13 protein-coding genes are annotated in these 12,862 nt (G+C 73.1%); 8 read left to right on the top strand and 5 right to left on the bottom strand.

Annotated elements, in window-relative coordinates; translation table 11 throughout:
• A partial coding sequence (locus ACFVHB_RS28920) for a transposase (RefSeq protein WP_380328081.1) occupies positions 1 to 292 on the bottom strand: 292 nt, incomplete at its 3' end.
• Positions 293 to 645: 353 nt separating this feature from the next.
• Between ACFVHB_RS28920 and ACFVHB_RS28915 the strand changes: the two genes are divergently transcribed.
• From ACFVHB_RS28915 to ACFVHB_RS28905, 3 genes are read left to right on the top strand one after another with little or no spacing between them, the layout of a single operon-like run.
• Positions 646 to 1,137, top strand: a complete 492-nt coding sequence (locus ACFVHB_RS28915) for an SRPBCC domain-containing protein (protein ID WP_380328079.1) — start codon at positions 646 to 648, stop codon at positions 1,135 to 1,137.
• Positions 1,134 to 1,478 (top strand): ArsR/SmtB family transcription factor, encoded by a 345-nt coding sequence (locus ACFVHB_RS28910; RefSeq protein WP_380328077.1) that lies wholly within the window; start codon positions 1,134 to 1,136, stop codon positions 1,476 to 1,478. Before ACFVHB_RS28915 ends, ACFVHB_RS28910 begins: the two co-directional genes overlap by 4 nt.
• Positions 1,479 to 1,485: 7 nt before the next feature.
• Positions 1,486 to 1,707 (top strand): hypothetical protein, encoded by a 222-nt coding sequence (locus ACFVHB_RS28905; protein ID WP_380328075.1) that lies wholly within the window; start codon positions 1,486 to 1,488, stop codon positions 1,705 to 1,707.
• A gap of 24 nt (positions 1,708 to 1,731) precedes the next feature.
• Here the strand turns inward: ACFVHB_RS28905 and ACFVHB_RS28900 are convergent, their stop codons facing one another.
• Positions 1,732 to 2,937, bottom strand: a complete 1,206-nt coding sequence (locus ACFVHB_RS28900; RefSeq protein WP_380328073.1) for an MFS transporter — start codon at positions 2,935 to 2,937, stop codon at positions 1,732 to 1,734.
• 277 nt (positions 2,938 to 3,214) lie between these two features.
• On the opposite strand from ACFVHB_RS28900, the gene ACFVHB_RS28895 reads away from it, so the two are divergent.
• Genes ACFVHB_RS28895 through ACFVHB_RS28875 form a run of 5 tightly spaced genes read left to right on the top strand, consistent with a single transcriptional unit; the run spans position 3,215 to position 8,642 of the window.
• Positions 3,215 to 4,492: an ABC transporter substrate-binding protein gene (locus ACFVHB_RS28895; protein WP_380328071.1), complete on the top strand. Its 1,278-nt coding sequence runs from the start codon at positions 3,215 to 3,217 to the stop codon at positions 4,490 to 4,492.
• Positions 4,489 to 5,421 carry a sugar ABC transporter permease gene (locus ACFVHB_RS28890; protein WP_360198823.1) on the top strand — a complete coding sequence of 311 codons (933 nt, stop codon included), beginning with the start codon at positions 4,489 to 4,491 and terminating at the stop codon, positions 5,419 to 5,421. The genes ACFVHB_RS28895 and ACFVHB_RS28890 overlap by 4 nt, the downstream gene beginning before the upstream one ends.
• Complete coding sequence (locus tag ACFVHB_RS28885; protein ID WP_380328070.1) at positions 5,418 to 6,248, top strand: carbohydrate ABC transporter permease; 831 nt, start codon at positions 5,418 to 5,420, stop codon at positions 6,246 to 6,248. Before ACFVHB_RS28890 ends, ACFVHB_RS28885 begins: the two co-directional genes overlap by 4 nt.
• 34 nt (positions 6,249 to 6,282) lie before the next feature.
• Complete coding sequence (locus tag ACFVHB_RS28880; protein ID WP_380328068.1) at positions 6,283 to 7,491, top strand: ABC transporter ATP-binding protein; 1,209 nt, start codon at positions 6,283 to 6,285, stop codon at positions 7,489 to 7,491.
• Complete coding sequence (locus tag ACFVHB_RS28875) at positions 7,482 to 8,642, top strand: AI-2E family transporter (protein ID WP_380328066.1); 1,161 nt, start codon at positions 7,482 to 7,484, stop codon at positions 8,640 to 8,642. The genes ACFVHB_RS28880 and ACFVHB_RS28875 overlap by 10 nt, the downstream gene beginning before the upstream one ends.
• Before the next feature lie 62 nt (positions 8,643 to 8,704).
• On the opposite strand, the gene ACFVHB_RS28870 is transcribed toward ACFVHB_RS28875, so the two are convergent.
• The 3 genes from ACFVHB_RS28870 to ACFVHB_RS28860 all read right to left on the bottom strand — a co-directional run bounded on the left by ACFVHB_RS28870 (position 8,705) and on the right by ACFVHB_RS28860 (position 12,672).
• Complete coding sequence (locus tag ACFVHB_RS28870) at positions 8,705 to 10,678, bottom strand: methyltransferase (protein ID WP_380328064.1); 1,974 nt, start codon at positions 10,676 to 10,678, stop codon at positions 8,705 to 8,707.
• A 156-nt stretch (positions 10,679 to 10,834) separates the two neighbouring features.
• Positions 10,835 to 12,001: a 4-hydroxybenzoate 3-monooxygenase gene (locus ACFVHB_RS28865; RefSeq protein ID WP_380328085.1), complete on the bottom strand. Its 1,167-nt coding sequence runs from the start codon at positions 11,999 to 12,001 to the stop codon at positions 10,835 to 10,837.
• 212 nt (positions 12,002 to 12,213) lie between these two features.
• A complete protein-coding gene (locus ACFVHB_RS28860; RefSeq protein ID WP_380328083.1) occupies positions 12,214 to 12,672 on the bottom strand; it encodes a MarR family winged helix-turn-helix transcriptional regulator in 459 nt (152 codons plus the stop codon).
• Between the last annotated feature and the right edge of the window lie 190 nt (positions 12,673 to 12,862).

Raw genomic sequence — 12,862 nt, 5'->3', positions numbered from 1 at the left:
CGACGCTGACCAGCGACAGGTCCGCTTTCCCCTGGCGGGCGGCCTCGGCGATCAGGCCCTCCAGCAGCGCGGTGAAGACGCCGGCGTCCCGCCAGGCCCGGAACCGGCCGTAGACGGTCGGCCAGGGACCGAACTCGGAAGGCATCTCCCGCCACTGTGCGCTGGAGCGGAACCGCCAGATCACTCCCTCGAACTGTTCCCGCAGCCGCTCGGGGTACGGGCCGAACCTGCCGACCGGCAGAAACGGCTCGATCAACATCCACTGCTCATCGGTGAGTTGCCTACGCGTCACGACACACAGTCGTACTGGGTTCTGCCCTCGAATGAGGGCAGAACCCAGAGACTGATCACAACATCACACAGGCCCTAGAGCTCGTAGTCCTGGGCCGGTTCCTCACCCTCGATGGGAGCTCGGGCAACGTCGGAGGCGCCTTCGCCGGCACTATCCGGACGCGGCGCCGACTTCTGAGGGCGTTCTCCAGGAGATCCCCCTGGCCGACCAGCCGGCAGGAGCTGTGATCCAGCGCTCCAACGACTTCTGACGAAATGCGCTGTGCGTGGCTCCACCTGGCGAGGCGACCCGCGTCCTCCCATCAAAGAGCAACCGATCGGTTGCGCAATGAGCCCGGGACGTGCAACCTTTAGGTGGCACATCCCGGCGAGGAGAGTGAGGCTGCAGTGATCCCTGACGCGATCGAGCGGACCATCGTGATCAACGCTCCAGTGGAGCGGGTCTGGTCCGTGTTGACCCAACCCGCCTTTCTCGGAAGCTGGTTCGGCAACGGGGAGGCGGTCAAGATCGAGCTGCGGCCCGGCGGCCTCCTGGTTTTCGACCACGGCGTTCACGGCGTCATTCCGGCGCGGATCGAGACGGTGGAGCCGCCGCGCGTCTTCTCCTGGTGGTGGTCCCAGGGTGCCGCCGGCGAGGAGCCGGACGACACCAACGCCACCCTGGTCGAGTTCACGCTGGCCGAGGACGGCTCCCCGGGACGCACCCGGCTCACCATGATCGAGAGCGGTTTCTCGCGGCTCGGGCTCCCCAACGACGTGGTATCCGAGCGGTACCGCGCGAACAGCGGGAACTGGCCCGGCAAACTCGATCAGCTGCGCGCGGGCTGCGAACAGACCGGGGCATGACCAGCGCGGCCGGGGCCGGTCAGGCTCCCGAGGACGTTCTGGTGGCGCTGGCCGACCCGACCCGGCGTGAGGTGCTCGCGATCATCGTTCGCGAAGGTGGCGCCACCTCAACCTCTCTGGCCGCGAGTCTTCCTGTCACCCGCCAGGCGGTGGCCAAGCACTTGGCCGTCCTGGAGCATGCCGGGCTGGTCCACCCCCACCGGATCGGACGCGAAGTCCGGTACGAAGCCGATCTGCGACCGCTGAAGCGCACGAGGCAGTGGATGGACGCTCTCACCGCCGCGTGGGAACACCGCCTCAGCGCGATCAAGGACCTGGCGGAAGGAAGCAGCACGCCCTGACCCGGTGATGGCGCCTCACGAGGACCGCGCGGAGGGCGACGAGTGGCAGCTGATCGTCGCGGACAACACCGTGACCACGGTGGAGCCGGAACGCGGCTGGGTCTGCGAGGGCTGCCGGCGGCTCGTCGGGAGCGAGGACGCCGTCTGCCGCGCCGGGGCGGAGACCTGGCCGGTCTGGCTGCCCCGCGTACCGCCGGCCGGCGGACCGTCACCGGCGCCGGCTCCGTAGCCGACGACGAGGGCTCCGGCGGGCTCAGGCGTGGGCGCGGGCCCTGCGGAGCAGGTAGGCGCCGGAGGCTGCGGCGAGTACGGCCATGCAGGCGGCGAAGACCAGGCCGGCGTCGGCGAGGCCCAGTGGTTCGCTGAGCACGCCGACGCCGATGACCGGGATCGAGATGCCGAAGTAGGCGACCACGAAGAGGGCGGAGAGGGCGCCGCCGCGGTGCTCGGCGGGAGCGGCGGCCGCGACCTCGCCCACCGCGCCGCGCAGGCCCATGCCCTGGCCCGCGCCGCCCACGAGGGCGCTGAGCACCAGCGGGGGCAGGGTGGTCGACACGAGGGAGACGGCGAGCAGGGCCAGTCCGGCGATGAGCACCAGGCAGCCGAGCGGGATGGCCCGCGCACTGCCGAGCCGGGGCACCAGGAGCTGGCCGAGGGTGGAGGAGAAGAAGGCCGTGAACACGAGGAGGCCGACCGCCGCGTGGTTGTGGATGCCCAGGTCCTCGGCGAGGAAGGCGGGGCTGACCGAGGTGAACACGCCCAGCAGGGAGAACCCGGCGAAGGCGGCGATCCCCGCCGGGACGAACACCCCGCGCACCTCGGGCGGCAGCGTGGGCCGCTGGGGCCGGGCGGTGCGCAGCGGGCGGGCGTCGGGGACGGTCTCCGGCAGGAACCAGGTGACGGTGAACGACGCGGCGAGCAGGACCAGGTGCACGACGAACGGCAGGACCAGGGGGTCGGGCGCGTACTCGGCGAGCAGGCCGGACAGCAGGGGTCCGCAGCCCAGGCCGCCCATGTTGGCGGCGGTCGCGACGAATCCGGCGCGGGCCCGCCTTCCGGGCGGGGCGAGCTCCAGCACGTACGCGGTGGCGGTGCCGGTGAACAGGCCTGCCGACAGGCCGGACAGCAGCCGGCCCAGGCAGAGCAGCGGCAGGCCCCCTTCGGCGAGGAAGGCGACGGCGCTGCCGGCCGCGAGCGCGAGTCCGCAGAGCAGGACGGGCCGGCGTCCGACGGAGTCGGAGACGTTGCCGACGAGCAGCAGGACGCCGATGACGCCGAAGGCGTAGACGGCGAACACGACCGTCACCATCAGTTCGGAGAAGCCGATCTCCTCCTGGTACAGCCCGTAGAGCGGGGTGGGCAGGGTGGTGCCCGCCATGCAGACGGCGAAGGCGGCGGCGGCTCCGAGGTAGGCCGTGCGGCCCGCGGTGGCAGGCCGACCGGTCCGGCGATCAGTCATCCGACCACCGTAGGCACGCGGCGCTTCCCGGCCTGGCCCCGGCAGGGCCGCCTGCGCCGGATGGCCGCGCTCCGCCAGCCCGGGGGAGGGCTTCGGGGACGGGCGCCGCGTCCGGGCCGCGCCGGCATCTCGGGGCGGGAGCCCCCTGGCGGCCCCCGGAGCCCCGCGCGCCCCGGCCGCCTGCTCCGTCCGGATGGACGCCCGGCGCGGCGTGTGCCGCCCCCGCGGGACCACCTGGCTACTGTCGAGGTCCGTCCGCCCGCACCTCGGGAGAGCGATGCCGAAGGACCGTACTCTCCGCTCACCCTGGCTGGGCACCGCCGTGGGGTTCTGCCTGCTCGCGTCCGTCCTGACGGGCTGTGGGAGCAGCGGCCAGGGCGGGCCGGTGACGCTGAACTGGTACAACTTCCCCGACGACTCCGGGGCGCTGCAGGAGGCCGCCGACCGTTGCGGCCGGCAGTCCGGCGGCCGGTACTCCGTCAAGTACAACAAGCTGCCGCGCGGCGCCGACGGCCAGCGGCAGCAGCTCGTGCGCCGGATGGCCGCGCACGACGCGGGGGTGGACATCCTCGGCCTGGACGTCACCTGGCCGGCCGAGTTCGCCGAGGCCGGGTGGATCCGGGAGTGGACCGGGCCGAGCAAGGACCAGGCCGTGGCCGACACGCTCACGGCGGCGGTGCGGACCGCGACCTGGCAGGGGCGGCTGTACGCGGCACCCTACAACTCCAACACGCAGCTGCTCTGGTACCGGGACGACCTGGTGCCCACCCCGCCGAAGACCTGGGCGGAGATGCTGGCCCAGGCGGACGCGCTGGCGAAGCAGGGCAAGCCGCACTACGTCGAGATCCAGGGCGCCCAGTACGAGGGGCTGACGGTCTGGTTCAACACCCTGGTCACCAGCGCGGGCGGTGCCATCCTGACGCCGGACGCGCAGGCTCCCTCGCTCGGTCCGCCCGCCGTCGCCGCCGCCGCGGTGATGCACGACACCGCCACCTCGGCGGCCGCCGATCCCTCCCTGCCCAACCAGATGGAGGACCAGAACCGGCTGGCGATGGAGTCGGGTACGGCCGCCTTCGAACTCAACTACCCCTTCGTGTACCCGTCGATGAAGGCCAACCAGCCCGAGCTGTTCCAGCACTTCCGCTGGGCGCCGTACCCCGCCGTCCTGCCCGACCGGCCGGCCACCGTCACGATCGGCGGGATCGACCTCGCCGTGGGCGCGTACGGCCGGCATCCGGACCTCGCCTTCGAGGCCGCACTCTGCCTGCGCGACCGCGAGAACCAGCTCACCAACGCGCTCAAGGGCGGCCTGCCGCCGTCACTGCGCGGCCTGTACCAGGCGGCGGAGCTGACCGCGAGCTACCCGTTCGCCGCGGAGGTGCTGGCCGCGCTGGACAGTGCCAGCGTGCGTCCGCAGACCCCCGCCTACCAGAACGTGTCCATCGCCATCTCGCACACCCTCTCACCGCCCGCCGACATCCGCCCGGAGAGCACCGTGGCCGACCTCCGGGGGCAGATCGAGGACGCGCTCGGCTCCAAGGGGCTGATTCCGTGACACCGTCCACCGCGCTCGGCGACACCGCCGGGCGGAAGACCGCCGAGCTGTCCGAGGGCGCCCGGCAGGAGCGCCGGCTGGGGCTGCTGCTGTGCGCACCCGCCGCGATCGTCATGCTGGCGGTCACCGCGTACCCCATCGGGTACGCCGTCTACCTCTCGCTGCAGCGGTACGACCTGCGGTTCCCGCAGCAGGCCCACTGGGTGGGGCTCGCCAACTACGGCGCGGTGCTCAGCTCGCCGTTCTGGTGGCAGGCCCTGTGGGTCACCGTGCTGATCACGGTGGTGTCGGTGGCGATCGAACTGGTCCTGGGCATGGCGCTGGCCCTGGTGATGCACCGCGCGGTCTTCGGACGCGGCACCGTCCGCACCGCGGTCCTGGTCCCCTACGGCATCGTGACCGTGGTCGCGGCCTACTCCTGGCAGTACGCGTGGACGCCGGGGGTCGGCTACCTCGCGGCGCTGCTGCCCGAGGGCAGCGCCCCGCTGACCGACCAGTGGCAGGCGATCGGCCTCATCATCCTGGCCGAGGTGTGGAAGACCACCCCGTTCATGGCCCTGTTGCTGCTGGCGGGCCTCGCCCTCGTGCCCGACGAGACGGTCCGGGCGGCGATGGTGGACGGCGCGACCTTCGGGCAGCGCATGCGGCTGGTGGTCCTGCCCCTGATGAAGCCGGCCATCCTGGTCGCCCTGCTCTTCCGGACCCTGGACGCCTTCCGGATCTTCGACAACATCTACGTGCTGACCGGTGGATCCAACGACACCGGATCGGTGTCGATCCTGGGCTACGACAACCTGTTCACCGCCCTCAACCTGGGGATCGGGTCGGCGATCTCGGTGCTGATCTTCATCTGTGTGGCGATCATCGCCCTCGTGTTCATCAAGGTCTTCGGCGCGGCCGCGCCGGGTGGCGAACCGGAGCGCCGATGAGCGGCAGGTCCCGCACCCTGACCGGCTGGGGCGTCGCCAACCTGGTCGTCGTGCTCTACGCGCTGTTCCCGGTGTGGTGGATCGTGGCGCTCTCGTTCAAGGAGCCGAGCACCCTCACCGACGGCGACTTCATCCCGCGCGAGTGGACGTGGGAGAACTACCGGGGCATCTTCCAGACCTCGGAGTTCACCCGCGCCCTGGTCAACTCGATCGGGATCTCGGTGATCGCCACCACCATCGCCGTCGTGCTCGGCACCATGGCGGCCTACGCGGTGGCGCGGCTGCGGTTCCCGGGGAAGCGGCTGCTGATCGGGGTGTCCCTGCTGATCGCGATGTTCCCGCCGATCTCGCTGGTCTCCCCGCTGTTCAACATCGAGCGGGTGCTCGGCATCTTCGACACCTGGGCGGGCCTGATCATCCCCTACATGACGTTCTCCCTCCCGCTCGCGATCTACACCCTGTCCGCGTTCTTCCGGGAGATCCCGTGGGACCTGGAGAAGGCGGCGAAGGTCGACGGCGCCACCCCCTGGCAGGCCTTCCGCCTGGTCATCGCCCCGCTGGCGGCCCCCGGGGTGTTCACCACCGGGATCCTCGTCTTCATCTTCTGCTGGAACGACTTCCTGTTCGCCATCTCGCTGACCTCGACGACCTCGGCCAGGACCGTACCGGCGGCGATCGCCTTCTTCACCGGGAGCTCCCAGTTCCAGCAGCCGACCGGCTCCATCGCCGCGGCGGCCGTGGTCATCACCATTCCGATCGTCATCTTCGTCCTGCTGTTCCAGCGCCGCATCGTCGCCGGCCTCACCGCCGGCGCAGTCAAGGGATGAGTGCGCCCCACCGGGCGGACCAGGAAGGCGGACCGTGGCCGAGATCGTCCTCGACGGCATCACCAAGCGCTACCCGGACGGCGCCCTCGCCGTCCGCGACTTCAACCTCACCATCGCCGACGGAGAGTTCGTGATCCTGGTCGGCCCGTCCGGGTGCGGCAAGTCCACCACCCTCAACATGATCGCGGGACTGGAGGACATCACCGAGGGCACCCTGCGGATCGGCGGACAGGTCGTCAACGACCGCGCCCCCAAGGACCGGGACATCGCGATGGTGTTCCAGAGCTACGCGCTCTACCCGCACATGAGCGTGCGGGAGAACATGGGCTTCGCCCTGCGCCTGGCCAAGGCCGACAAGGCGACGATCGCGGCCAAGGTCGAGGAGGCCGCCCGCATCCTCGACCTGACCGAGCACCTCGACCGCAAACCCGCCAACCTCTCCGGTGGACAGCGCCAGCGCGTCGCCATGGGACGCGCCATCGTCCGGGACCCCAAGGCGTTCCTGATGGACGAGCCGCTGTCCAACCTCGACGCCAAACTGCGGGTCCAGATGCGCACCCAGATCGCCGCGCTGCAACGGCGGCTCGGCACCACCACCGTCTACGTCACCCACGACCAGGTCGAGGCCATGACCCTCGGCGACCGGGTGGTCGTCATGCGCGGCGGCGTCGTCCAGCAGGTCGGCAGCCCCCAGCACCTGTACGACGACCCCGTGAACCTCTTCGTCGCCGGCTTCATCGGCTCGCCCGGCATGAACTTCCTCGCCGCGACCCTGGAACGGAGCCTGCTGCGCACCTCGCTGGGCGACCTCCCGCTGGACGACCGGAAGCGGCAGGCCCTGGAGCGGGCGGACGCGCCGCGCGACCTCATCGTCGGCATCCGCCCCGAGGACTTCGAGGACGCCTCCCTGATCGACGACCACGGGACCGGCGTCACCAGCACCGTCACCGTCGACGTCCGGGAGTCCGTCGGCTCCGACGTGTACGTCCACTTCGCCGAGGAGGGCGGGCCCGCCCGGACCGAGGAACTCGCCGAGCTCGCCGCCGACTCCGGCCGGGCCGACACGGGGATGCGGGAACACCGCGTGGTCGCCCGGCTGAGCACCGCGACCCGGGCCGCCGAGGGCGCGGCCCTGCGGCTGTGGCTCGACACGGCCCGGATCCACGTCTTCGACCCCCGCACCGGGGCCAACCTGACCCGGCCGGACCGGTCGGGAGCGGGCGGCGGTACGGCATGGCGGTGAGGCGACCGGGGCCCCACCGCCCGGTCGGGCGGGGCCGTTCGCCGGGGGCGCGTGGCGGGTCGGGTGCGTCGGGGGCGGGCGTCCGGGGCGTGTCGGGGGCGGGCGGCGCGGGGCCGGTCCTGCGCCGCCTGTCGGACTACGCGTGGCGGCTGCTGGTCGTCGCCGCGGTGGCGTACCTGGTGTTCATGGTGCTGGGGCGGTTCCACCTGATCACGCTGGCCGGCTTCCTCGCCCTGGTCGTGACGTCGGTGGTCCGGCCGGTGGTGGACCTGGCCGCCCGGGTCCTTCCCCGCGCGCTCGCCGTGGTGGTCGGTCTGGCGGTGGCGCTGCTGGTGCCGGCCGGGCTGCTCGCGCTGATCGGCGAGAGCGTGGCGGACGACGTGTCCCGCCTGGCCAAGGAGTTCCAGGGCGGCCTGGACCGGCTGGAGAAGCTGCTGGAAGGAGCACCCTTCCACCTGGAGCCGACCACCTTCGACGACCTGCAGAAGAAGGTCTCCGACTACGTGTCCTCGCACCGTTCGGCCCTGATCAGCACCGCCGTCAGCGGCGTCGGCCGGGTGGCGGAGCTGGCGACGGGCGCCGCGCTCGCCCTGTTCATGTCGGTGTTCTTCCTGCACTCGGGGGAGCGGATGTGGCGGTGGACGGCCGCCCAACTGCCGCCCGCCGCCGCGGACCACCTCGACCGCGGCGGGCGGGCGGCGTGGCGGACCTTCGCGGGCTACACCCGCGGCATCTTCATCGTCGCCGCGAGCAACGCGATCATGGTCGGCATCGCGCTGCTGTTCCTCGGGGTGCCGCTCGCCCTGCCGTTGACCGTGCTGGAGTTCCTCGCGTCCTTCGTGCCCCTGGTCGGCTCACCGATCGCCATGCTGATCGCCTCCCTCGTGGCGCTCGCCGCCAAGGGCCCGGTCATCGCGATCGTGGTCCTGCTGCTGATCGTGGTCATCGGCCAGATCGAGGGCCACCTGCTCCACCCGCTGGTGATGAGTTGGGCGGTCAGCCTTCACCCGGTCGTGGTCGCGGTCTCCGTCCTCGCCGGGAGCATCGCGGCCGGCGTGATCGGCGCCGTGGTCGCCGTCCCCGCGGTCTCGGTGCTCTGGTCGGTCCTCGTCGAGCTGCGCGGCCCGCGCCCGCCGGCCCCGCCGCGCTGAGTGCTGTCCGGCGGGTCGGAGGCGGCCGGCGGGCCGCTGCGGGGACGCTCGGCCGACCCGTGTCAGCCGGTGGCGACGTGCCGTCCGGGGTGGTCGTCGGCGGGGGTGGTGAGCGGCTGACGGGGGGTCGTCGCAGGGGGCGCTGCGGTGGCCTTGCGGGCGTGGAGGACGGCGGCGTCCAGGGGGAGCGGCGTGTGGCCGGTGAGGGTGAGCCCGGCCTCGTGGAGGAGCCGGGCGTAGTGGTCCGCGTGGCGCTCGCGGCCGCCGACGTTGCACATCATGTGGAGGTCCCACGCGGTGGCCAGCGAGGGCGTGCCGTCGGTCGGCAGGAGCCGTTCGACGATCAGCAGGTCGGCGTGCGGGGGCATGGCGCGGGCGCAGTGGCCCAGGATCTCGCGGCAGCGGTCGTCGTCCCAGTCGTGCAGGACCCGGGAGAGGACGTACACGTCGGCGCCGGCGGGCACGTCGGCGAAGTCGCCGGCCCGGTAGCTGCAGCGACTGCCGTGGCCGGCGGCGTCGAGTGCGCGGCGGGCGGTCTCGACCACGTGCGGGCGTTCGAGCAGGACGCCGTGCAGGCGGGGATGGGCGGCCAGGATGCGGCCGAGGAGCTCGCCGTTCCCGCCGGCGATGTCGACGACGGTCCGGGGGCCGGCCGCCGCGGCTGCCGCGGTGATGACCGGGTGGGCCGGGAGCGGCTCGAACATGCGCGAGCTCGCCGCCATGGACCGGTCGAACAGGTCGGCGAGCTCGGGGTGGCGGGCGAAGTGCTCGAAGTGGTTCTCGCCGTAGAGGTGGTCGAAGGCGGTCTCCCCGGTCCTGACGGTGTGTTCGAGGCCGGCGAAGGAGTGGTAGAACGGGCCGCCGTACATCAGGGCCAGCGGCCGCATCGACCCGGGGGAGTCCGTGCGCAGGAGCGCGCCGAGTTCGGTGAGCCGGAAGCCGTCCGGGTGTTCGGTGACGACCTCCTGCATGGCCAGGTAGCGCAGGAGCGTCGCGAGGCTCCGCGGGTGGGCGCCGACCGCCTCGGCGAGCGACCGGGCACCGGTCGCGGTGCGGGTGTCCATGGCGTCGGGCAGCCGCAGCCGGGCGCAGACGGCCAGGGCCTGGGTCGTCCACGCCCCGGTCATCAGGCGCAGGAGCGTTTCGGCCGGCTGCCGGGTGCGGGGTTCGTCCGGCTGGGCGGTCGGGGTGGTGGCGGCGGTCGGGGTGGTGGCGGCGGTCGTGGCGGTCGTGGCGGTCGCGGCGCCGTGGTGGTCGACAGGATGCGAGGAGGGATGCGAGGAGGGGCGCGAGGAGGGGCGCGAGGCGAGGTGGGAGGCGAGGACGCTGTCGTGGTGGCCGGGGACGTGGAGCTCCACCCGCCGGTAGCCGGCCGTCGAGTCGGCGGGGGCGGTGAAGTAGAGGACGGTGGCGTCCTCGTGCGGGTTGTACCCGCCGCCGTCGGGGGCGGCTCCGTGGCGGGCGAAGACCGCGCACAGTCCGCGCAGGACGAGCGGGTCCGGGCGTTCGACCTCGAAGGCGAGGTGCGCCTCGTGCTGGTGGGCCCGTTCGTGGGCGGCGAGCTCCGTGAGGTCCGAGCCCGGCGGCACCGTGAGCGTGAACACCTCCACCGTCCGGGGTGCCCCGTCGGGGCCGTGGACGGGGGGACGCAGGATCCGCACGTCGAGCCGCGCCGCATCGCGCCGGTGGCGCAGCGCCAGCCGCTGCCGGACGACGACGCTGGGGTGTGCGTCCGCGTCGGTGGCCAGCCCGCAGGCGGCCAGGTCCGCCCGCAGTGCCCGCCGGTCCGGGGGGAGGACGAGCAGGGCGGCGTGCGCGAACCGGCAGTGGCCCGTCAGTGCCCGCCGTTCCGCGGCGTCGAGACCGGGCAGGAGGAGCGGCAGCAGGGAGGCGGTGTCGTGCCGCCTGACGAAGTCGGCGGCCGCCCGCAGGCGGTCCGCGTCGCTCGGTGCGGCGGCCGCGTCGCTCGGAGCGGCAGCCGTGTCGTTCGGGGCGGCCGTGTCGTTCGGGCAGGCGAGATCGGGGGTCGTAGTCATCGGGAGGGGCCCTCGTTCGGTTGGGGCGGGAGGGGGAGGTGTCGTGCGGAGACGGGTGCTCGTGCGAGACGGCCGTCGTGCGAACGGTTCTTCTGCGGGGCGGTGTCGGTGTGTGGGGGGCGGTGCCGGTGCGCGGGGCGCGCCGGCCGCCGGGTCTCAGACGCCGACGTAGTTCTCGGCGAACCAGTCCTGGTGCGTGCGCGAGGTGCGCAGCGACTCGATGCGGGCGCGGCGCAGCCGGCGCTGGAACGGTGACTCGTCGTCCGGTCCGGACGTGTCGTGCAGGAGCTGGATCATCCAGTGCGAGAACTCCTGCGCGCGCCAGATGTGGGTCAGGCACTGCGCCGAGTAGCGGGCGAGTGCCCGGGAGTCGCCACGGGTGAGGTCGTCGATCAGGGCGTCGGCGAGGAGTTCCGCTTCGAGCACGGCGAGGTTCGCGCCCTTCGCGGCGGACGGGCTGATCAGGCTCGCCGCGTCGCCGGCCAGCAGGAGTGCGCCGTGGCGCAGCGGTTCGAGCACGTCGGAGCGCAGGTCGATGACGTCGCGCCGGAGGATCGGGCCCTGGTGCAGCGGCCCGTGGTCGGCGGCGCGCATCCGTACGGCGAGTTCGTGCCAGATCCGTTCCTCGGACCACGCGTCGGCGGCGGTGCCGGGCTCGCACTGCAGGTAGTAGCGGGTGACCTCGGGGGAGCGGGCCATGTGGCCGGCGAAGCCGCGGCGGTGCAGGGCGTACCCCACGGCGTCGAGGCTCGGCGGGGCCTGGGCGAGCACGCCGAGCCAGGAGACGCCGTGGTCGCGGTGGTGGCGGCGGACCGAGCCCGGTGGGAGTGAGCGCCGGGTGGCCCCGTGCCGACCGTCGCAGCCGGCGACGTACCTGGCCCGCCAGAGCCGGGGGCGGCCGTCGGCCTCGCGCACCGAGACCGAGGGCCGCTGACCGTCCGCGCCGAGCACGGCGAGTGCCTCGGTCTCGAACCGGATCCGGCCGCCGGCGTCCAGGAACCGGGCCAGCAGGTCGGAGACCAGCTCCTGCTGCGGGTAGACGGTGTGCTGCTCGCCCCGGCCGAGGCCGCCGTAGTCGAGGCGGAAGCTGCCGTCCTCGGTGCGGAACTCGCAGCTGCCGTGCGGCCGGCCGTGCCGGTGCAGGCCCCCGGCGAGGCCGTGCCGCTCCAGGATCCGGACGGTGTTGGCGGCGAGGAAGCCGGCGCGTGCCCGGGTCTGGACGTGGGTGCGGGTGGCGCGTTCGAGGACGACGCAGTCGACGCCGTTCGCGTGCAGGAGGTTCGCGAGCACCAGCCCGGCCGGTCCCGCGCCGAGGATGACCACGTCGGCCGTGTCACGTGCTGTTCTGGGTTGTTGACGTTCCGTCACAGGAAGTGGATCATAATCGCCGCGAGATACACGGACCGGCGAGAATCACCCGAATGGACGCGGGGGTGTGTCGGGGCGATCCGGGGGCGCGGGCGCAGGCGCAGGATCCGGCGCTTGGCGCGTGGGCGCCGGCGCGGGATCCGCGGCGTACGTACGCGTGCGCCGGTTCAGGGCGCGGTGGCGAACGGACCCTCCTCGGTGAAGCGGCGCAGGGCGCGGGCGAACGCCCGGGCCTCGCCGGGAGGCCAGGTGGCGAGGGTGTCCTCGATGCTGGCGGCCAGGCGGTGGCGCATCACGGCGACGGTCCGCTCGCCGTCCTCGGTCAGGGCGAGCAGGGTGGCACGCCGGTCGTCGGGGTCGGCCGTGCGGCGCAGCAGGCCGGCCTCTTCGAGGCGGGTGGCGCGGCGGCTGACTCCGGAGCGGTCGAGGCCGATCTCGGCGGCCAGGTCGGCGGCGCTGCGCGGGCCGGTGCGGGCGAGGCCGCTGAGGACGGGGTAGGTCACGTCGTCCACGGCCTCGCCCAGGCCCTCGGTCAGTCGGCGGTGGAGCGCGGCGCGGGTGCTGCGGCGCAGGAGGGTGCCCAGGGCCTCGGCGACGGCGTCGCCGAGATCGCCGGCGGGGGGCAGCGGGCCCGAGGAGGCGGCGGGGGGCAGCGGGGCCGAGGAGGGGGCGGCGGGGGAGGGGGCTTCCGGGTCGCTCGGGGAGATGGCGGATTCGTTCACCGCCTCATCGTAGCGTGCGCAACGCACGCATCCTGGGGTATGGTTCCTGTCATGAAGCGTGCGCCGCGCACGCATCTCGTTTCGGGAGGAGCCC

Origin of the sequence: Kitasatospora sp. NPDC127111 (genome assembly GCF_042677465.1) — a bacterium.
Classification (GTDB): domain Bacteria; phylum Actinomycetota; class Actinomycetes; order Streptomycetales; family Streptomycetaceae; genus Kitasatospora.
Note: the sequence above shows the minus strand (reverse complement) of the source record. Positions and strands in the feature narration are given on the sequence as shown.